Consider the following 20,274-nt stretch of genomic DNA (forward strand, 5'->3'; position numbering starts at 1 on the left):
GTGGCATCTCATCGATGCCACCCGTTCTCGGTGGTGCGCGAGGGGGGAGTTGAACCCCCACGCCCTTGCGGGCACTGGAACCTGAATCCAGCGCGTCTGCCTATTCCGCCACCCGCGCATTGGGTGTTGCCGCCTGGTTCCTCACCGCTTTGCTGGTGCGTCCCCCTGGCGACATCTGAAGATTAGCACGCCACCGGAGGTGGATTCACATCCGTTTGTTTCGGGCACCCCGCGGGCGAACAGAGAGGGGGAGGACGGGGAAGGAAGGGATGGGGAGGGGACGATCCACGACGCACGAACCGCCGCCCGGACGGCACGCGGCACCCGGTCACGAGCACCCCGGGCCGCACGCGCCGCCCCGGCACACCCGGCATCGGGCACGACCGGAGACCACCCGCCCCGGACCACCCCGGCACCGGACACCCGCACCGGCGCAGGGCACCAGCACGAGAGCACGCCGCACGGAAGCCGGCACGACCGGCGACGTCCCCCGACGACCCGACACGACGACCGACCCCGACGACACCCACGGCACCGACCCCCGACAGCGAAGACCAGCGGACAGCGAGAAGAGACCGAGGACCGAAGAGACCGAAGAGACCGAGGAGACCGCGAGGACACCCGAGACCGGCGGCCCGCAAGCGGACGACGCACGCCCCCGGGGAAACCGTCCGGAACACCCTGGGCGGAACAGGGAACTCCTTACCGCCCCACCCACTCCTCCAGGGTGCGCGTCAGGTGCGGGACACTGTCTGGAGGGCGCCTCTACGATCCCTGTGAGAGGTGACACTCGTCCACAGGGCACAGAAGGGGAACCAGCCGATTTCCCGACGCGTGGATACGATCAGTAAGCAGTACCAGGACGGCAACGACGGAGGAGGTGCCCCATGGGAGTCCTGAAGCGTTTCGAGCAGCGTCTCGAAGGCCTGGTCAACGGCACCTTCGCCAAGGTCTTCAAGTCCGAGGTCCAGCCCGTCGAGATCGCGGGCGCCCTCCAGCGCGAGTGCGACAACAACGCCTCGATCTGGAACCGCGACCGGACGGTCGTCCCCAACGACTTCATCGTGGAGCTGAGCGCGCCGGACTACGAGCGCCTCAGCCCCTACTCGGGCCAGCTCGGCGACGAGCTCTCGGGCCTGGTGCGCGACTACGCCAAGCAGCAGCGCTACACCTTCATGGGCCCGATCAAGGTCCACCTGGAGAAGGCGGACGACCTCGACACGGGCCTGTACCGGGTGCGCAGCCGGACGCTCGCGTCGAGTACGTCACAGTCGCAGGGCCCCGCGGGCCCGGCCGGCCACGCCGGTCCGGCCGCGCCGCCGGCCGGCGGCCGCCCCGGTGGCTACGGCTACCCTCCCAGCGCCGCTCCTCCCATGCCGGCGGCCCCGCCGCCCGGCATGAACCGTCCGCCCGCCGGCCGCCCGCCGGGCGCCGCGGGCCCCGTGCCCGGCGCCCAGGTGCGCCGCTGGATCGAGATCAACGGCACCCGCCACCAGATCTCCCGCCCTACGCTCGTGCTGGGCCGCAGCACCGAGGCCGACGTGCGGATCGACGACCCCGGCGTATCGCGCCGCCACTGCGAGATCCGGACCGGAACGCCCCCGACGATCCAGGATCTCGGGTCCACCAACGGCATCGTGGTGGACGGGCAGCACACCACCCGCGCTACGCTCCGCGACGGCTCGCGGATCGTCGTGGGCAGTACCACCATCGTTTACCGGCAAGCCGAAGGGTGAAGCGGGGGCAATGTCAGAGCTGACCCTCACGGTCATGCGGTTGGGTTTCCTCGCCGTACTGTGGCTGTTCGTCATCGTGGCCGTCCAGGTCATTCGCAGCGACCTGTTCGGGACGCGCGTCACGCAGCGCGGTTCGCGCCGCGAGGCCGCGCGGCCCCAGCAGGCCGCCCGCCAGCAGACGGCGGCACCGCCGCAGCAGCGCCAGCAGTCCGGCCGTCAGCGCCGCGGAGCGCCGACCAAGCTGGTCGTCTCCGAGGGCACCCTCACGGGCACCACGGTCGCCCTCCAGGGGCAGACGATCACCCTGGGACGCGCGCACGACTCCACGATCGTCCTGGACGACGACTACGCGTCCAGCAGGCATGCCAGGATCTACCCGGACCGTGACGGCCAGTGGATCGTCGAGGATCTCGGGTCCACCAACGGCACGTATCTCGACCGGACCCGACTCACCACCCCGACACCGATTCCGCTGGGCGCGCCGATCCGCATCGGCAAGACCGTCATCGAGCTGCGGAAGTAGTACGACAATGAGCGAGCGGAGCGAGCGAGCCGCAGCGGTGCCCACAGGTGACCGGCACAGGCTCCCGACCGGAGGGTGGGCAGTGTGGCTCGAGACCGGCTGTACCCGGAGGCGTCGGAGTCGACAGGGCAGGTGCGCATGAGTCTGTCACTGCGTTTCGCCGCCGGATCGCACAAAGGCATGATCCGCGAGGGCAACGAGGACTCCGGTTACGCCGGTCCCCGGCTGCTCGCGATCGCCGACGGCATGGGCGGCCAGGCCGCCGGTGAGGTCGCCTCGTCCGAGGTGATCTCGACGCTGGTCACGCTCGACGACGACGTACCCGGTTCCGACCTGCTCACCTCGCTCGGTACGGCGGTGCAGCGCGCCAACGACCAGCTGCGGCTGATGGTCGAGGAGGACCCGCAGCTGGAGGGCATGGGGACGACCCTGACCGCCCTGCTGTGGACGGGGCAGCGCCTGGGCCTGGTCCACGTCGGCGACTCCCGCGCGTACCTCCTGCGCGACGGGGTCCTGACGCAGATCACCCAGGACCACACCTGGGTGCAGCGCCTGGTCGACGAGGGCCGCATCACCGAGGAGGAGGCCACCACCCACCCGCAGCGCTCGCTGCTTATGCGCGCGCTGGGCAGTGGCGACCACGTCGAGCCGGACCTGTCCATCCGCGAGGTGCGCGCCGGCGACCGGTACCTGATCTGCTCCGACGGCCTGTCCGGCGTCGTCTCCCACCAGACGATGGAGGAGACCCTCGCCAGCTACCAGGGCCCGCAGGAGACCGTCCAGGACCTCATCCAGCTCGCGCTGCGCGGCGGCGGACCCGACAACATCACGGTGATCGTGGCGGACGTCCTGGACGTCGACGGCGGCGACACCCTCGCCGGGCAGCTCAGCGACACCCCGGTCGTCGTGGGCGCGGTCGCCGAGAACCAGACGCAGCTGAACGACGGCGGCGCCATGGAGACCCCCGCGGGCCGCGCGGCCGGTCTCGGCCGGCAGGCCCCGCCGCCGCCCGGCGGCGGCTTCGGCCCGCCCGGCAGCGGCGACGACCTCGGGTACGGCGGGATGCCGCCGGAGGGCAGCTTCGGCGCGTACAGCGACGAGGACTTCACCAAGGCGCGCGGCGGCCGCAAGTGGCTGAAGAGATCGTTCTTCCTCGTGCTCGTCCTGGCCGTGGTCGGCGGCGCGACGTACGGCGGCTACCGCTGGACGCAGACGCAGTACTTCGTCGGCACGAAGGACGACCACGTCGCCCTCTACCGGGGCATCAGCCAGGACCTGGCGTGGGTCTCGCTCTCGAAGGTCGAGAAGGACCACCCGGAGATCGAACTCAAGTACCTGCCCGACTACCAGCGCAAGCAGGTCGAGGAGACCATCGCCGGCGGCAGCCGCGCCAAGGCGCAGGACAAGATCCAGGAGCTGGCCACCCAGGCGTCCGCCTGCAAGAAGCAGGAGCAGCGCCGGAAGGCCGCCGACCAGGTGCCGGCCGCACCTCCCGGTGAGGGCCAGGCCGGCGGTACGACCGGCCTCCCGACCGAGCCCACGCCCAAGCCGTCCACCAGCACCGCAGCCACTCCGACTCCGGGCCCCACCCTCTCGGAGGAGGAGCAGAAGCTGGCCTCGAACTGCGGAAAGCAGTAAGCACCCGTAGGGGGGCCTTTCACCACCATGAGCGTTGTCACCAACACGACCACCATCGGCGCGATCGATCTGCCGAGCCGCCGGAACACCGAGCTGGCGCTGCTCGGCTTCGCCGTCGCCATCCCGGTCTTCGCGTACCTGAACGTGGGCCTCGCCCTGGACGGCGAGGTCCCGGCGGGCATGCTGGGCTACGGCCTCGGGCTGGGCCTGCTGGCGGGCATCGCCCACCTGCTGGTGCGCAGGTTCGCGAAGTACGCCGACCCGATCCTGCTGCCGCTGGCGACGCTGCTCAACGGCCTCGGCCTGGTGCTGATCTGGCGGCTGGACCAGTCGCCGCGGGTGATCGCCAAGTCGATGGCCCAGTTCGGGAGTTACAGTCCGGACGCGCCCAAGCAGCTGATGTACTCGGCGATCGGCGTCGCGCTGTTCCTGCTGGTGCTGATCTTCCTGAAGGACCACCGCGTCCTTCAGCGGTACACGTACATCTCCATGGTGGCGGCGGTCATCCTGCTGCTGCTCCCCCTGGTGCCCGGGCTCGGCTCGGACGTCTTCGGCGCCCAGATCTGGATCAAGGTCGGCCCGTTCTCCATCCAGCCCGGTGAGTTCGCCAAGATCGTGATCGCGGTCTTCTTCTCCGGCTACCTGATGGTGAAGCGGGACGCGCTCGCCCTGGCCAGCCGCCGCTTCATGGGCCTCTACCTGCCCCGTGGCCGCGACCTCGGCCCGATCCTCACGATCTGGGCCGTCAGCCTGCTCATCCTGGTCTTCGAGAACGACCTCGGTACGTCGCTGCTGTTCTTCGGCATGTTCGTGATCATGCTGTACGTGGCGACCGAGCGGACCAGCTGGATCATCATGGGTCTGCTGATGGCCGTGGGCGGCGCGGTCGTCGTCGGTTCGACCGCCAGCCACGTCAAGTCGCGTGTGGCCGCCTGGCTCGACCCGTTCGGGTGCCTGGAGACGGCCCCCGAGGGATCGAACATGATCCAGGCCTGCGATCAGATGACCCAGGTGCTGATGTCCTTCGGCTCCGGCGGCACCCTCGGCGCCGGCCTCGGCCAGGGCAACTCCGACCTGGTCGGCTTCGCCGCCAACTCCGACTTCATCTTCGCCACCGTCGGCGAGGAACTGGGGCTGGCCGGTGTCATGGCGTTCCTGCTGATGTACGGCCTGATCGTGGAGCGGGGCATCCGCACCGCGCTCGCCGCCCGCGACCCGTTCGGCAAGCTGCTGGCGACCGGCCTGTCGGGCGCTTTCGCCCTCCAGGTCTTCGTCGTCGCCGGCGGTGTGATGGGCCTGATCCCGCTGACCGGTATGACCATGCCGTTCCTCGCGTACGGCGGTTCGTCCGTGATCGCCAACTGGGCCCTGATCGCCATCCTGCTGCGGATCAGCGACACCGCCCGCCGTCCCGCGCCGGCGCCCGCCCCGTCCCCCGACGCCGAGATGACCCAGGTGGTCCGACCGTGAACAAGCCCCTGCGCCGAATCGCGATCTTCTGCGGCCTGCTGGTGCTCGCCCTGCTGATCCGGGACAACTGGATCCAGTACGTCCGCGCCGGCGAGCTGAGCACCCACGAGTCGAACCGGCGGGTCACGATCGAGCGGTACGCCAACGTCCGCGGCAACATCATCGTGGACGGCAAGCCGATCACCGGCACCGTCGACTCCAAGGACCCGTTCTACAAGTACAAGCGCACCTACGTCGACGGCCCCATGTGGGCGCCCGTCACGGGGTACGCCTCGCAGGCGTTCGACGCCAACCAGCTCGAGAAGCTCGAGGACGGCATCCTCACCGGCAACGACGACCGGCTGTTCTTCGACCGCACCCTGTCGATGTTCACGGGCGACAAGAAGAAGGGCGGCGACGTCGTCACCACCCTCAGCGGCGCCGCCCAGAAGGCCGCCTTCGAGGGGCTCGGTGACAAGAAGGGCGCCGTCGCCGCGATCGAGCCGTCGACCGGCAAGATCCTGGCGCTGGCCTCGACGCCGTCGTACGACCCGTCCTCCTTCGCCGGCTACCACGACAAGGACGCCAAGGCCTGGCAGGCGCTGGAGAAGGACCCGGAGAAGCCGAAGCTGAACCGCGCGCTGCGCGAGATCTACCCGCCCGGCTCGACCTTCAAGGTGCTGACGGCCGCCGCGGCGCTGGAGAACGGCAAGGTCTCGGACATCAACGCGGCGACGAAGACGCCCGAGCCGTACATCCTGCCGGACACGAACCGCGAGATGGTCAACCATGCGAGGGGCTGTGAGAACGCCACGCTGAAGTACGCGATGGAGGTCTCCTGCAACTCGGTCTTCGCCAAGCTCGGCCACGAGGTCGGGCGCGACAAGATGGTCGAGATGGCGGAGAAGTTCGGCTTCAACAACGGGGAGATCGACACGCCCGTCCGCGCCGCCAAGTCGGTCTACGACCGGAACATGGACCGCCCGCAGAACGCGCTGTCCTCCATCGGCCAGTTCAACACCAACGCCACCCCCCTCCAGATGGCGATGGTGGCCGCGGCGATCGCCAACGACGGCAAGCTGATGAAGCCGTACATGGTGGAGGAGCTGCGCTCGCCCGACCTCGACGTGCTGGAGAAGCACGAGCCGGAGGAGATGAGCCGGCCGATGTCGCCGAGGACCGCCCAGCTCGTCCAGGAGATGATGGAGAGCGTCGTCCAGAGCAACAACGGCACCGGCGGCAAGGCGAAGATCAACGGCGTGACGGTCGGCGGCAAGACCGGTACCGCGCAGCACGGCGAGCTGAACAAGGCCCGCCCCTACGCCTGGTTCATCTCGTACGCCAAGACCGAGAGCGGCTCCCCCGTCGCCGTCGCCGTGGTGGTCGAGGACTCGAAGGCCACCCGGGACGACATCAGCGGTGGCGGCCTCGCCGGCCCGATCGCCCGCGATGTGATGAAGGCGGTACTCGACGGGAAGAAGTGACGCGCGATCCGCGGCCGCACCTGAGTGCCGGTGTGTACCGGTCCCGTATCAGGTAGTGGTCGCGGTCCGATCGACTTCCCGTGGCCGGTAGCGTATGCGCGAACAGCACACCGCCGGACCACACACGGGTGCGGTCGGGACTGACGGAGAGGGCTGGAACAGTTATGGAAGAGCCGCGTCGCCTCGGCGGCCGGTACGAGCTGGGCTCGGTGCTCGGCCGCGGTGGCATGGCGGAGGTCTACCTCGCGCACGACACCCGGCTCGGCCGCACCGTCGCCGTGAAGACGCTGCGGGCCGACCTCGCCCGTGACCCGTCCTTCCAGGCCCGGTTCCGCCGTGAGGCCCAGTCGGCCGCCTCGCTCAACCACCCGGCGATCGTCGCGGTCTACGACACCGGCGAGGACTACGTCGACAACATCTCCATCCCGTACATCGTGATGGAGTACGTCGACGGCTCCACCCTGCGCGAGCTGCTCCACTCGGGGCGCAAGCTCCTGCCCGAGCGCACGCTGGAGATGACGGTCGGCATCCTCCAGGCCCTGGAGTACTCGCACCGGGCCGGCATCGTCCACCGTGACATCAAGCCGGCGAACGTCATGCTGACGCGCACCGGCCAGGTCAAGGTCATGGACTTCGGCATCGCCCGCGCGATGGGCGACGCCGGGATGACCATGACGCAGACCGCGGCCGTGATCGGCACCGCCCAGTACCTCTCCCCGGAGCAGGCCAAGGGCGAGCAGGTCGACGCCCGCTCCGACCTGTACTCCACCGGCTGCCTGCTGTACGAGCTGCTGACCGTCCGCCCGCCGTTCGTGGGCGACTCCCCGGTCGCGGTGGCGTACCAGCACGTGCGCGAGGAGCCGCAGCCCCCGAGCAACTTCGATCCCGAGATCACGCCCGAGATGGACGCCATCGTCCTGAAGGCGCTGGTCAAGGACCCGGACTACCGGTACCAGTCGGCCGACGAGATGCGCGCCGACATCGAGGCGTGCCTCGACGGCCAGCCGGTGGCCGCGACGGCGGCGATGGGCGCGGCCGGTTTCGGCGGCTACGGCCCCGACGACCAGCCGACCACGGCGATGCGCCCGGCCGACCCGGGCGGGCAGACCTCGATGCTGCCGCCGGTGAACCCGGACGACGGCGGCTTCGGCTACGACGACCGCCCGGACCGCCGCCGCCAGAAGAAGTCGAACGTCTCCACGATCCTGCTGGTCCTGGCGGGCATCCTGGTGCTGGTCGGCGCGATCCTCATCGGCAAGTCGGTCTTCGACGAGAAGGACGGCGGCGGCGCGGCCCCGGTCGACGTGCCCAAGGTGGTCGGCAAGCCGTTCGCGGAGGCCGAGCAGACGGTGGAGGCGGCCGGTCTGAAGATCGCCCGTTCGGGTACGGACGCCTGCGACCGGCCGAAGGGCTCGATCTGCAGCCAGTCGCCCGAGTCCGGGACGATGCAGAAGGGCGAGACCATCTCGGTCGTCGTCTCCGAGGGCGCCGCCAAGATCGAGGTGCCGAGCGTGGTGGAGCAGTCGGAGAACACCGCGCGGGGGAACCTGGAGACCAAGGGCTTCGAGGTCAAGGTCGAGTACAAGGAGTCCGACAAGCAGCCGGGCGAGGTGCTGGAGCAGGACCCCACGGGCGGCACCCAGGCCGAGAAGGGCTCCAGGGTCACCCTCACGGTGTCCAAGCAGGCGGAGCGCGACGTACCGCCGGTCACCGGCCAGCAGTTCGACGCCGCGAAGTCGCAGCTGGAGACGCTCGGCTTCCAGGTCAAGCGCGAGGACGTGGACTCGGAGCAGCCGGCGAACACCGTCGTCGGGCAGACCCCGGAAGGCGGCTCCAAGGCCCCGAAGGGCAGCGAGGTGACCCTCAAGGTCTCCAAGGGCCCGCAGCAGCCGCAGCAGGTGCCGGTGCCCGAGGTGCGGCCGCAGACGCTGGGCCAGGCCAAGCAGACGCTGGGAGCCGCCGGCTTCACCAACGTCCAGGTCGCCCCGAACTGCCCGGCCGACGACAACGCGATCGTCACCGGCAGCGACCCGCAGGTCGGCACCCCGGTGGACCCCGCGACCACCACCGTCACGCTGACCACCCTGGGCTGCCAGGGCGGCGGCAACAACGGCGGCAACGGGAACAACGGCGACAGCGACGGCGACAACGACGGCGGCTTCTTCGGCGGCCCGTCGGGGATCACCTTCCGCGAGCAGGGCTGACACCGGCCGGCGGTCCTCCCGCGGGCCGAACGGATACGGATACGGATACGACGGAGCCCCGGCACCCGCTCAGGGTGCCGGGGCTCCGTCGTATCCGGTCCGCTAGCGCAGCTCCGCCGGGGGCGTACGGGCGCTGTCGACCTTCTCGGTGCGCTCCAGCTCGCCCCACACGACGTAGCGGTAGGTGGAGGTGTAGACGGGCGTGCACGTGGTGAGCGTGATGTAGCGGCCGGGCTTGGTCCTCCCGGACTCCTTGGGCACCGGCTGGAGGACGTCCACGTTGTACTTCGAGGTCTCGGGCAGCGTCTTGTAGACCTTGTAGACGTACCAGGTGTCCTTGGTCTCGAAGACGATCGAGTCCCCGGTCTTCAGCTTGTGGATGTTGTGGAACTTCGCGCCGTGCCCGTCGCGGTGTGCCGCCAGGGAGAAGTTGCCCTGCTTGTCGGAGGGGAGGGCGGACTTCACGGGGTCGGTGTAGTAGCCCGCCACGCCGTTGTTGAGCGTCTTGGGGTCGGTGCCCTTCTTGACCAGCACCTCGCCGTTCTTCATGGCCGGTACGTGGAGGAAGCCGATGCCGTCCCTGGTGTCCAGGGCGCCGGGGGCGGCCGAGGCCCAGTGGTCGCGGACCTCGCTGCCCTGCTTGTCGGCCTCGCGGTCGGCCAGGACGTTCGTCCACCACAGCGAGTAGACGACGAAGAGGCCCATGAGCACCCCGGCGGTGATCAGCAGCTCGCCGAAGACACTGATGACGCCGGCGATCCGGCTGCGCGCACGTGCCACTACATCTGTCCCGTCTGGAAGGTCGAAGCCAGGCCGCCCTAGCCTACGAGCGCGTCCGGTTTCCCCTTGCTGCGCGGGCGTTCGTCGACCATCTTGCCCCACACGATCATGCGGTACGTACTGGTGAACTCGGGCGTGCAGGTGGTGAGGGTGATGTACCGGCCGGGGCCGGTGAAGCCCGAGCCCGCGGGCACCGGCTGGATCACCGAGACGTTCGAGGGCGGGGTCTGCGGCAGGATGCTGGTCATCTCGTACGTGTAGTACGAGTCCTGCGTCTCCACCACGATCGGGTCGCCCGGCGTCAGCCGGTTGATGTAGCGGAACGGCTCGCCGTGGGTGTTGCGGTGGCCGGCGACCGCGAAGTTGCCCCGCTTGTCGGACGGCATGGCGGTCTTGAGCTGCCCCTCGGCGTAGTGGCCGACCATGCCCCGGTCGAGGACCCGCTTCTTGTCGATGCCCTCGGCGATGGGCACGACGACGTCCAGCTTGGGGATGTACATGATCGCGAAGCCCTGGCCCGGTTCGAAGGCGTCGGGCTTGCGGCCTTCTGCCCACGCGTTCTCGATGCCCTGTTTCGCCTCGTCGGCCTGGAAGCCGGCGCGGATGTTCGTCCACCACAGCTGGTACGTGACGAACAGCAGCATGACGACGCCGAAGGTGATGAACAGCTCGCCGACGACCCGGCTGGCGACGACACCGACGCTGTCCTTGCGGGCCCGGGCGGCCCGCCGCGCCTCGACGCGGGTGAGCGGCCTGCCGGGGTCCGGGGACGGCGGCGGGGCGGGCGCCGGGGAGGACGCGCCCTTGCGGCGGCGTCCGCGCCCCTTGGCGGCCCTGCGGCGCTCGGCGCGGCCGCCCGTGGGCCGCTCGGGGGCGGACCCCGGCGTGGACCCCTGGGCGGCGCCCGAGGGCCCGGGGACGGGCTCGTACGGGCTCGTGGCCGGTTCGGCCACTATTCGACGGGTGGCCTCGGTGCGCAGGGCCATCGTCTCGTCGTCCGGCACGGGGCCGGCGCCGGGCGCCCAGGTACCGGCGTAAGGGTCGTGCTCAGGGCCGGGCAGTCCGGGGCCTTGAGCGGCGCCGGGGCCGCCGGCCGCGTACGGTGCCGCCCCAGGATCCGGACCCTGGGATTCCGGTTGGTTCGACGCCCGGAACCACGGCGAACCGTGCTCGTGCTCCGGACGCACCGCGGTCACGCGACGGCCTTGCCCACCACTGGAGCGAGTCCTGCCGACCGGCCGACCGCGCCGGTGTCGCCGCATTGCTCCAGCCAGTTGGCGAGCATCAGGTGGCCGTACTCCGTGAGCACGGACTCCGGGTGGAACTGCACGCCCTCGACGGCGTACTCGCGGTGGCGCAGGCCCATGATGATGCCGTCCTCGGTCCGCGCGGTGACCTCCAGGACACCCGGCAGTTCCGCGGGCTCGGCGGCCAGCGAGTGGTAGCGGGTCGCGGTGAACGGCGAGGGCAGTCCGGTGAAGACGCCGCGGCCCTCGTGCACGACGGGCGAGGTCTTGCCGTGCAGCAGCTCGGGGGCGCGGTCGACGACGCCGCCGTAGGCCACCGCCATCGACTGCATGCCGAGGCACACGCCGAAGACCGGGATGCCAGTGCGGGCGCAGTGCCGGACCATGTCGACGCAGACGCCGGCCTCCTCGGGGGTGCCGGGGCCGGGCGAGAGCAGGACGCCGTCGAACCCGTCCTCCGCGTGGCCCAGCTCGACCTCGTCGTTGCGCCGGACCTCGCACTCGGCACCGAGCTGGTAGAGGTACTGGACCAGGTTGAAGACGAAGCTGTCGTAGTTGTCGACGACGAGAATGCGCGCGCTCACTGACCGTCCACCGTCACATCGTTGAACGGAAGCAGAGGTTCCGCCCAGGGGAACACGTACTGGAAGAGCACGTAGACCACCGCGAGGACCAGCACGAGCGAGATCAGTGCCCGCACCCACGCGTTGCCCGGCAGATGCCGCCAGATCCAGCCGTACATGACGCCTGCCGGTCCTTCCGTCGAATGCCTCGGATGCCCTTCGATACCGCACCAGAGTACGGGGCGATGCCGCCCGGGTGGGTCAGCTGTGGAAAGCCGGGCGCCCGCCCCCTCCGTCACGGACCGGTGGCCTCCGGTCGCCCCCGGACCCGCCCGCGGCTCCGCCCCCGCCGGTCAGTCGGTGGACTCGGTGGACTCGGTGGCCCCCGCGGCGTCCTCCGGCTCCGCGTGGTGGAGGTCCACCGTGCCCGAGTAACCGGGGAGGCTCACCGCCTCGTGGTCGTCGACCTTCCAGCCGAGCCCGTACGCCTTCACGTACAGCAGGTAGTTCTGGACGGCCGTGGAGTCGTCCAGCGCGCGCTGGAGCTTGCCCGTGTCACCTACGGCGGTGATCCGGTAGGGCGGGGAGTAGACGCGGCCCTGGAGGATCAGGGTGTTGCCGACGCAGCGCACCGCGCTGGTGGAGATCAGCCGCTGGTCCATGACCCGGATGCCCTTGGCGCCGCCCTTCCACAGGGCGTTGACGACCGCCTGGAGGTCCTGCTGGTGGATGACCAGATCGTTGGCCTGGGGCTCGGGGTAGCCGGGAGCCGCCTGGGCGCCGGGCGGGGCATCGTTGAGGGTCACCGTCAGGCCCCGGCCCGCGACCTTGGTGGTGCCGGCGGCCTTCTCCAGGGCGCCGAGCCGGGCGTCCTCCGCCTTGGTGGAGCCGTCGTCGCGGCGGGCGAGGGCGTCGACCTCGTCCCGGACCCTCGCGGTCGTCTCGTCGAGCTCGGCGTTCTTCTGGCTGCGCTCGCGGACGAGGTCGGACAGCTTCAGCAGGGAGGCGTCCGTGCGGATGTTGGTGCCCTTGGCGGTGTTGAAGCTGGTGACGAAGATCAGGCCGGCGAGCGCGAAGACGGCAGCGGTGAGCAACCGGACCGGATGCCACTTGCGGCGCCCGGCCGGCTCTTGGGGAGAGTCGGCGGAATTGCTCAACGTACCCTTATCTCCTTCAGCCCCGCGGAACCACTACGCTAACGGACGCCCGGGTGAGGCAGCGGTCCCCCTCGCCTCCGCCCCGGCGACCAGCCCCGAAGCCACAGTTCCTGCGCGGTCACGCAGCGCATCGACAGGAGAGTCCCTCGTGCCGAAGTCACGTATCCGCAAGAAGGCCGAGTTCACGCCGCCGCCGTCCCCGAAGCAGGCGACCAACATCAAGCTGACCAGCCGCAGCTGGGTGGCCCCGGTGATGCTGGCGCTGTTCGCCATCGGTCTCGCCTGGATCGTGGTCTTCTACGTCACGGACGGGTCCCTGCCCGTGAAGTCGCTCGGGAACCTCAACATCGTGGTCGGCTTCGGCTTCATCGCGGCGGGCTTCGGCGTCTCCACCCAGTGGAAGTAGCGGCCGGGCCTCCCGGTCAAGCCCTGCCCTGAGTTATCCACAGCGTTGTGCACAGCGCGTGGAAAAGGTCAGACGATCTGTGGATAACTTGCATCGAGTTGACGCCGATGTGATCGCAGCCGACCGCCCCCGCAGGTCGGCGCGCCCCTTGCCGGACCTGAGAAACCGCAGGTCAGAGGCGAGGGGCACAGGCGTTCCCGACACGTTGCGCAAGATCGAACACACGCTGTGGACAACGGTGGGGACAATCACCGCTCAGGTGAGCGCGGCCGTCCTCAGCACCACGGTGGCCAGGGCCAGCCCGAGCACCAGCGCGCACGCGGCGCCCTGCAGCAGCGCCCGCCGCTCACGGGGGCCGTTGACCATGGCGTACGCGAGGATCACGCCGGCGATCAGGCCACCGATGTGCGCCTCCCACGCGATCCCGTCCCACGCGAAGGTGATCACCAGGTTGATCACCACCAGGGCCATGATGGGCCGCATGTCCCGGTTGAGCCGTCGCACCAGGACCACGGTGGCGCCCAGCAGCCCGTAGATCGCGCCCGAAGCACCGAGCGAGCCCTGGTTCTCCGCGGCGATCAGGTAGGTGAAGGCGCTGCCGGCCAGGCCGGACAGCAGGTAGAGCGTCAGGTACCTGACCCGCCCCAGCTCCTCCTCCAGGGTGCCGCCGAGCAGCCACAGCAACATCATGTTGCCGGCGATGTGCCAGACCTCCTGGTGCAGGAACATCGAGGTCACCAGCCGGTACCACTCGCCGTCCGCGACACCCACCACCCGGCCGAGATCGGGGTCGAAGGCGAACCCGATGAGCACCGTCTCGTCGATGAGGGCCGGGTTCAGCCTGCCGAGCAGGAAGATCAGCAGGTTCAGCCCGATCAGGACCTGGGTGACCAGGTGCGGGTGGCCGGCCGTGATCCGCCCGCCGGCGATCGTGCGCGGCTGGTTGGCGGTGCGGGAGTGCCCGGTGCCCGAGCCGTCGCGCACGCACTCCGGGCACTGGAAGCCCACCGCCGCGTCCACCATGCAGGCGTGGCAGATCGGCCGCTCGCAGCGCGTGCAGCGGACCCCCGTCTCCACGCCGGGGTGGCGGTAGCAGCCCGGCATCTGCGCCTGCTCCATGGGATCCCCTCGTCGGCCTCGCGGCCTGTGCCCGTACGACGACAACGCCTCGTCCATCCTTACGGATGGACGAGGCGGAAAGGTTCCCCCGGCGTCATGGGCGACAGCGGCAGGGGGGCGCCCGGGGCCCGGATCAGGCCGCGCGGGTCTCGACCTGGACGGACTCGATGACCACGTCCTTGACCGGGCGGTCCGTGCGCGGGTTGGTCTGGGTGCCGGCGATCGTGTCCACGACCTTCTTGCCGGCCTCGTTGGCGACCACACCGAAGATCGTGTGCTTGCCGGTCAGCCACGTGGTGGGGGCCACGGTGATGAAGAACTGCGAACCGTTGGTGCCCGGACCGGCGTTGGCCATGGCCAGCAGGTACGGCTGGTTGAAGGACAGCTCCGGGTGGAACTCGTCACCGAACTCGTAGCCCGGGCCACCGGTGCCGTTGCCCAGCGGGTCGCCGCCCTGGATCATGAAGCCGCTGATGACACGGTGGAAAACCGTGCCGTCGTAGAGGCGGTCGGTGGACTTCTTCCCGGTCGCCGGGTGGGTCCACTCGCGCTCGCCCTTGGCGAGCTCGACGAAGTTCTTGACCGTCTTCGGCGCGTGGTCCGGGAAGAGCCGGATCTCGATGTCGCCGTGGTTGGTCTTCAGGGTGGCGTAAAGCTGCTCGGCCACGATGTGCCTTCCGTAAGTCTGCTCTGACGTCCACCGATCCTCGCACGGAAGGGCCGCCCACGAAGAAAGGTGGGCCCGTCCTGGCGGAAGCGCCGCGCGGGAGGGCGAACCGTGGCAGCGTGGCCACAGGGCCCGTGGTGGTGACGCGTTCGCGCGCCGATGCCCCGGATGCCCCCGCACCGCATGCCGACCATGACACCGACAGGCATGATTTCAAACAGGACGGAAAGGCGAATACCGACCCCGCCACCGAGGAGGAGGATCCCGTGACCCGCAAGGACAGCGTGCGCGCCGCGACCAGCTCGGCAAAGGAAAGCGTGCGACACGCCGCGGAAGTGGTGGCGCCCTATGCCGAAACGGCAAAGGACACGGCCGCGCACTACGCGCAGCATTACGCGAACGAGGCACGTGTCAGGGTCGCGCCGAAGGTCTCGAAGGCCGCGCGTCAGGCCCGTACTCAGGCACGAGTCCAGTTCGACACGCGCGTCGCCCCCCATGTGCCGCCGAGGGTCGACGAGGCCGCGCATCGCGCAGCGGTCCGGACCCGTCAGGCCGCACGTCAGGCAGCCGACTACACCAAGCCGCGGGTGGAGCAGGCGGTGGCCGCCACTCAACCCGTGAGGGAGCAGGCGATGGCCCGCTCGGTCGCCGCCGTGGCCGCCGTACGCGGTCAGGTGACGGTCAAGGACATTCAGAGGATCGTGAGGAAGCACGAGCGTCGGGCCAGGGCCGGCCGCATCGCCAAGGGGCTCGCGGTCTTCGGCGTTCTGGCCGGCAGCGCGTTCGCCGCATGGAAGTGGTGGGACAAGCAGGCCAACCCGGACTGGCTGGTCGAGCCCCCGGCTCCCACCGAGGTCCCGGAGCGCACTCCGCTGACCTCCGTCGACGGTACGGGCCCGGCCGCACTCGACCCCGAGGTGGAGGCCAAGCAGGCGGAGGCCGAAGCCGACGCCGACGCGGGTACGGACGACGAGCGCCGTTAGGGTCTTTCGCCGGTTCGGATCCGATGGTCCGGGGGTGGCGGGGACGACGTCGCCGCGAGGCGCGGTGTCCCGGCGTCACGAGCCCGGCAGGATCCGGACGACAGGCCCTAGGCGGCAAGGGCGAGATCACCACGACCGACCCGGTCGGCGTCGTCGGCACGGTCGGCCTTCTCCATGAGGTCGATCCGGTCGGCGAGGTCGGCCGGGTCGGTCGCGTCCGTGACGTCCGCCGGGTGCGGGATGCGGGCGGCGGGCAGGTGGCGTACGGAGGGGGAGGAGCCGTGCGCCTCGGCCCGGATGCGCTGTTTGATGGTGGGCGGCAGGGACCGGAAGTCGTGGTTGGCTCCCCAGACCGGGGTGGAGCAGCGGGGCGCGGGGACGGCCGCGGGTGCGGGTTCGGCGCCTGGTGCGGGTTCGGGCGCGGGCGCGGTCGTGGATTCGGGCGCGGTCGTGGATTCGGGCGCGGTCGTGGATTCGGGCGCGGTCGCGGTCGCGCGGGCCGCGGCGGTGGCGCCGGCGGCGGGCGTCCCGGCGGCGTACACCGGAACGGCGGCCTTCGGCGTGCGCTTCAGGCCGAGGGAGGTGAGGATCGCGGACAGGAGAGAGAAGAAGGCGGTCCAGAAGTGCGTGACCTGGTGCGTGACCTTGACGGCAGCCATGGCCCCTCGCTTTCGGGTTGAGCGATCTACATACCTTTCTCATGATGTGTACGCATCTCGGGATGCGGCGGAGCAACGCCACCGCTGCGCAGTTCTTCCGATGAACACCACTCGTACGGCTCAGGCCGCCGTCGGGAAGTAGCGCGTGAACGGGTCCGGGCTGACCCCCATCACCTCGCCGAAGGGCGTGGACAGGTAGTGGATCAGGAGCCCCAGGAACACCGTGAGCACGACCATGCCCATCGCCATCATCAGCTGTCCGGGGCTGCGCCCGATGCCGAAGAAGAACAGCATCCCGACCGACAGGACCGCCCCGACGAGGATGCCGGCCCAAAGCACCGGTGACAGGGTCTCCTGGGACACCGCCTCCCGGCCGCGCCGGGCGTCGTCGAGCGCGCTGAGCTGACCGAGCAGTTCCAGGGCCGTCACCTCCTGCGAGGAGGTCGCCTCGGGCGGCGCGGCGGCCACCGCCCGCAGTTCCCGCACCAGGTGCCACCCGGTGTCGTTCGGCTCCGCCCCCTGCCGCATGCGCGGCCACTCGCCCCGGACCACATGGACGGCATAACGCCGGGCCACGGCGTCGACCCGCTCCTTCTGGTCGGCGGGCAGCCCCTCCGCGAGGACGGTCATCTGGTGCAGGGCGCCCGCCTCGGTGGAGGTGTGGCTCTCCGCGTCACCGCGCAGCTCCCAGACGGAGACCAGGGCGAGGCCGAGCAGCAGCGCGTACAGCAGGGCGATCATCATCGACATGTACTCGGCCACTTCCCCGCCGTCCTCCTCCTCTTCTGCCTCGGGGGGGTGGAAGTGGCGCCAGGCCACGACGGCGCCCGCGGCGACCAGTGCGGCGAGCAGCCCGAAGGTCAGCGTCGCGATCACGTGCTCCATGGCCACTCCTCCTGCTCGTCGGGGCCGGTCGTGGTGCGGGTGGGGATCGGCGTCACAGGCGGCGGCCGGCCAGCACGACGAGTGCGGCCGCGGGGAGGAAGAGCAGCAGCAGGAACAGGGCGGGGCTCGTGGAGTCGTCGCGCCGGTAAGACCCCCGTGCCCGCGCGGTCAGGTGCCGGTCGCCGGGGTTCTCGGCGGTACGCGACCGCTCGCGCCGGTCGGCGGGCGGGCGTCCGGTGCCGGGAGGGACGCCGGTGCCGGTACCGGGGGCGAGGCCGGTGCCGGGCGGGACGCCGATGCCGGGGGCGGCGGCGGTGCCTGCGCCAGGAGCAAGGCCTGTGCCAGGGGCGAGGCCTGCGCCGGGCGGGACGCCGGGGGCGGCGGCGGTGCCGGGCGGGACGAGACCGGGTGGCACGAGGCCGGGTGGCACGAGGCCGGGTGGTACGAGGCCGGGTGGTACGAGGCCGGGGATGGCGGCCCCAGCGGCGGCCGACGGGGTGGTGCCCCCCGGAACAGCGGCGCCCGGAGCGGCTCCGGCACCGGCGGCCGGCGCCCCGGGGACGCCGGGGGCGCCGGGGGCGCCGGGGGCGCCGGGGGCGCCGGGGGCGCCGGGGGCGCCGGGCGTCCCGGGTGCTCCGGGCACGGCCGGCGCCCCGGCAGCGACACCCCCGGCACCCCCGGCACCGGCGGTCCCGGGCACCACGCCAGGAGGCACCACCGTCACTCCGGCCCCAGCAGCTCCACCAGCCCCAGCCCCACCACCAGGCACAGCCACCCCGCCCCCCCCCCCACCCCCACCGCCACCACCCCCACCACCCCGCGGAGGCACCGCACGGACGGGCGGCGGCGGGGGCACCGGACGGGGCCGTACGACGAACGGGGCGGCCGCACGGGCCACCAGGGCCGGCGGCGGCACGAGCCGCGTACACGTCGGGCCCAGGGTGAACAGCCGGTCGCCGCCCCGCACTTCGGGCGTGCTCCGGTACGTACCGGGCCGGAGGCCGCTCAGCCGCGCGACGCACACCGCGACGGCCCCGGGCCCGAGCGCCTGCGGGGGCCCCGCCCGCCCGCCGCAGTCGACGGGGGCCCGCCCCAGGACGGGGTCGACGAGCCGGGCGCCGTGCACCGTGTGGGTGCCCGGGTTGCTGATCGTGTACCGGACGACCGCGTGGGGCGCCACGGCGTCCCGGACCGTGACCGCGAGCCCCAGGACACCGGCCACGCCGCGGTAGCCGGCCGCCACGGAGGCGGCGGGGCGCATGCCGAGCGAGGGGATCTCCCCGCGGGCCCGCACGGTGGCGCTGTGCCGTCCCGGGGCGGCGCTGAAGCGTGCCGTACAGGTGACCGTGCTCATGCCGCGCATCCAGAAGCCCTGCCCGCGCGGGCAGCGCAGGGCCCCGCCCGGTACGGAAGGGTCGGTGAGGGTGACGCGGTGCAGGTCGGCGCCCGAGCGGTTGGTCAGCCGGTACCGCTTGACGACGAGGTGGCCGACCCGGACGCCGATGCGCTCGGCCTGCCGCGGCGTCTTCTTGTTGACGGTGACGGACAGGACGAGCGCCGAACGCCCCACGCCGTCGGCGAAGGCCTGTGACGGCCGGGCGGACAGCGGCCAGCCGCCGGCGTGGGCCGCCAGGAGCAGCGCCCCGGCGGAGAGGAGGAGCGTTCTGGTTCGGGGGTTGGGCCTGACCGCCATCGCGGGGGTCCTTCCGGTCCTCGGTTGTACCCGGACTCCCGTCAGCGTCCGTCACGGCCGGGGGGCCGGAAAGCCGGGGAGCCCGCCGATTGCGCTGTCCGTGCGGGAGTGCACCGCGATGGCGGAGGGGAGCGGGGGGCACGGCGACGGGAGAGGCAGCCACCGCGACGGGAGCCCGGCGACGAAGGCGAGGCGACGAAGGCGAGCCGCCGAGGGCGAGGCGAGGCGACGAGAAGACCCCTCCGACCGGTTGCCCGAGGTCGGAGGGTCTGGTGCGTGCGTGGAGCCTAGGGGAGTCGAACCCCTGACATCTGCCATGCAAAGACAGCGCTCTACCAACTGAGCTAAGGCCCCGGGACGGCCGCTTCACGGCACGTGCCGCAGACCAGAGTACCGGGTGCCGGGGGGTGTCCCGCAAAAGGTTTGGGACTCCCGGTCCACAACCACTCTCCGTAAGATGCTGGACGAGGTTCGCAGCAGCGAACCGAAGCGATGGGGAGACGCAATGGATGCAGCACAGCAGGAAGCGACCGCGAGAGCCAGAGAGCTTCAGCGCAGTTGGTACGGGGAGCCGTTGGGGGCGCTCTTCCGTAGGCTCATCGACGATCTGGGCCTCAACCAGGCCCGTCTCGCCGCGGTGCTCGGACTGTCTGCTCCGATGCTGTCCCAGCTGATGAGCGGCCAGCGCGCCAAGATCGGCAACCCGGCCGTGGTGCAGCGCGTGCAGGCGCTCCAGGAACTGGCCGGGCAGGTCGCGGACGGCAGCGTCAGCGCGGTGGAGGCGACCGACCGGATGGACGAGATCAAGAAGTCCCAGGGCGGCTCGGTGCTCACGGGCACCAGCCAGACGGCGAACAGCTCCGGGGCGCCGACCGTCCGCCGTGTGGTGCGCGAGATCCAGTCGCTGCTCCGCTCGGTCGCGGCCGCCGGCGACATCATCGACGCCGCCGACTCCCTCGCCCCGACCCATCCCGAACTGGCAGAGTTCCTCCGGGTGTACGGCGCCGGGCGCACCGCGGACGCGGTCGCCCACTACGAGTCGCACCAGAGCTGATCGAGCAGGACAGACCACCGGAACGGG

At 71.0% G+C, this 20,274-nt stretch carries 19 protein-coding genes and 2 tRNA genes; 9 read left to right on the top strand and 12 right to left on the bottom strand.

Annotated features, from left to right (window positions below; translation table 11 throughout):
* Positions 1–31 precede the first annotated feature (31 nt).
* Positions 32–118: transfer RNA gene (locus tag A4V12_RS14280), tRNA-Leu, on the bottom strand.
* A gap of 769 nt (positions 119–887) precedes the next feature.
* Between A4V12_RS14280 and A4V12_RS14285 the strand changes: the two genes are divergently transcribed.
* The 6 genes from A4V12_RS14285 (at position 888) to pknB (ending at position 9,034) form a co-directional block, all read left to right on the top strand.
* A complete protein-coding gene (locus tag A4V12_RS14285) occupies positions 888–1,736 on the top strand; it encodes an FhaA domain-containing protein (protein ID WP_064069707.1) in 849 nt (282 codons plus the stop codon).
* Positions 1,737–1,746: 10 nt separating this feature from the next.
* Positions 1,747–2,259 (top strand): FHA domain-containing protein FhaB/FipA, encoded by a 513-nt coding sequence (locus tag A4V12_RS14290; protein WP_064069708.1) that lies wholly within the window; start codon positions 1,747–1,749, stop codon positions 2,257–2,259.
* A 138-nt stretch (positions 2,260–2,397) separates the two neighbouring features.
* Positions 2,398–3,897, top strand: a complete 1,500-nt coding sequence (locus A4V12_RS14295; RefSeq protein WP_064069709.1) for a Stp1/IreP family PP2C-type Ser/Thr phosphatase — start codon at positions 2,398–2,400, stop codon at positions 3,895–3,897.
* Positions 3,898–3,924: 27 nt separating this feature from the next.
* Positions 3,925–5,367 carry an FtsW/RodA/SpoVE family cell cycle protein gene (locus tag A4V12_RS14300; RefSeq protein WP_064069710.1) on the top strand — a complete coding sequence of 481 codons (1,443 nt, stop codon included), beginning with the start codon at positions 3,925–3,927 and terminating at the stop codon, positions 5,365–5,367.
* On the top strand, positions 5,364–6,830 hold the full coding sequence (locus A4V12_RS14305) for a peptidoglycan D,D-transpeptidase FtsI family protein (RefSeq protein WP_064069711.1): 1,467 nt from the start codon (positions 5,364–5,366) through the stop codon (positions 6,828–6,830). Before A4V12_RS14300 ends, A4V12_RS14305 begins: the two co-directional genes overlap by 4 nt.
* Positions 6,831–6,994: 164 nt before the next feature.
* Positions 6,995–9,034, top strand: coding sequence for a Stk1 family PASTA domain-containing Ser/Thr kinase (gene pknB / locus A4V12_RS14310; RefSeq protein WP_064069712.1), 2,040 nt, complete (start codon positions 6,995–6,997; stop codon positions 9,032–9,034).
* 102 nt (positions 9,035–9,136) lie between these two features.
* Here pknB and A4V12_RS14315 read toward each other — a convergent pair whose 3' ends face one another.
* From A4V12_RS14315 to A4V12_RS14330, 5 genes are all read right to left on the bottom strand, one after another.
* Entirely contained in the window at positions 9,137–9,814 is a 678-nt protein-coding gene (locus tag A4V12_RS14315; protein ID WP_064069713.1) for a class E sortase, read from the bottom strand.
* A gap of 38 nt (positions 9,815–9,852) precedes the next feature.
* Positions 9,853–11,076, bottom strand: coding sequence for a class E sortase (locus A4V12_RS14320; protein WP_079137039.1), 1,224 nt, complete (start codon positions 11,074–11,076; stop codon positions 9,853–9,855).
* Entirely contained in the window at positions 11,007–11,645 is a 639-nt protein-coding gene (locus tag A4V12_RS14325) for an aminodeoxychorismate/anthranilate synthase component II (RefSeq protein ID WP_064069714.1), read from the bottom strand. Before A4V12_RS14325 ends, A4V12_RS14320 begins: the two co-directional genes overlap by 70 nt.
* Positions 11,642–11,803 carry a hypothetical protein gene (locus A4V12_RS38015; protein WP_150175734.1) on the bottom strand — a complete coding sequence of 54 codons (162 nt, stop codon included), beginning with the start codon at positions 11,801–11,803 and terminating at the stop codon, positions 11,642–11,644. Before A4V12_RS38015 ends, A4V12_RS14325 begins: the two co-directional genes overlap by 4 nt.
* Positions 11,804–11,977: 174 nt before the next feature.
* The gene (locus A4V12_RS14330; RefSeq protein WP_064069715.1) at positions 11,978–12,781 is read right to left on the bottom strand and encodes a DUF881 domain-containing protein; all 804 of its coding nucleotides are present in this window, start codon (positions 12,779–12,781) and stop codon (positions 11,978–11,980) included.
* Between the two features lie 148 nt (positions 12,782–12,929).
* Here A4V12_RS14330 and crgA point away from each other — a divergent pair, with 148 nt between their 5' ends.
* Complete coding sequence (gene crgA / locus A4V12_RS14335) at positions 12,930–13,187, top strand: cell division protein CrgA (protein WP_064069716.1); 258 nt, start codon at positions 12,930–12,932, stop codon at positions 13,185–13,187.
* Positions 13,188–13,442: 255 nt separating this feature from the next.
* Here crgA and A4V12_RS14340 read toward each other — a convergent pair whose 3' ends face one another.
* Together A4V12_RS14340 and A4V12_RS14345 are read right to left on the bottom strand one after the other, a co-directional pair.
* Positions 13,443–14,306, bottom strand: coding sequence for a rhomboid family intramembrane serine protease (locus A4V12_RS14340; protein ID WP_107415408.1), 864 nt, complete (start codon positions 14,304–14,306; stop codon positions 13,443–13,445).
* Between the two features lie 133 nt (positions 14,307–14,439).
* Positions 14,440–14,973 carry a peptidylprolyl isomerase gene (locus A4V12_RS14345; RefSeq protein WP_064069718.1) on the bottom strand — a complete coding sequence of 178 codons (534 nt, stop codon included), beginning with the start codon at positions 14,971–14,973 and terminating at the stop codon, positions 14,440–14,442.
* Between the two features lie 266 nt (positions 14,974–15,239).
* Here A4V12_RS14345 and A4V12_RS14350 point away from each other — a divergent pair, with 266 nt between their 5' ends.
* A complete protein-coding gene (locus A4V12_RS14350) occupies positions 15,240–15,956 on the top strand; it encodes a DUF5324 family protein (RefSeq protein WP_064069719.1) in 717 nt (238 codons plus the stop codon).
* A gap of 107 nt (positions 15,957–16,063) precedes the next feature.
* Here the strand turns inward: A4V12_RS14350 and A4V12_RS14355 are convergent, their stop codons facing one another.
* The 4 genes from A4V12_RS14355 to A4V12_RS14370 form a co-directional block, all read right to left on the bottom strand.
* A complete protein-coding gene (locus A4V12_RS14355) occupies positions 16,064–16,615 on the bottom strand; it encodes a DUF6344 domain-containing protein (RefSeq protein WP_064069720.1) in 552 nt (183 codons plus the stop codon).
* Between the two features lie 120 nt (positions 16,616–16,735).
* Positions 16,736–17,500, bottom strand: a complete 765-nt coding sequence (locus A4V12_RS14360; RefSeq protein ID WP_064069721.1) for a DUF4239 domain-containing protein — start codon at positions 17,498–17,500, stop codon at positions 16,736–16,738.
* A 52-nt stretch (positions 17,501–17,552) separates the two neighbouring features.
* Entirely contained in the window at positions 17,553–19,193 is a 1,641-nt protein-coding gene (locus A4V12_RS14365; protein WP_064069722.1) for a hypothetical protein, read from the bottom strand.
* A gap of 281 nt (positions 19,194–19,474) precedes the next feature.
* Positions 19,475–19,547, bottom strand: a tRNA-Ala gene (locus A4V12_RS14370).
* A 151-nt stretch (positions 19,548–19,698) separates the two neighbouring features.
* Here A4V12_RS14370 and A4V12_RS14375 point away from each other — a divergent pair.
* On the top strand, positions 19,699–20,247 hold the full coding sequence (locus tag A4V12_RS14375; RefSeq protein WP_064069723.1) for a helix-turn-helix domain-containing protein: 549 nt from the start codon (positions 19,699–19,701) through the stop codon (positions 20,245–20,247).
* The last annotated feature ends 27 nt before the right edge of the window (positions 20,248–20,274 follow it).

It is taken from the genome of Streptomyces noursei (assembly GCF_001646665.1).
GTDB classification, from domain to species: Bacteria; Actinomycetota; Actinomycetes; order Streptomycetales; family Streptomycetaceae; genus Streptomyces; species Streptomyces lavendulocolor.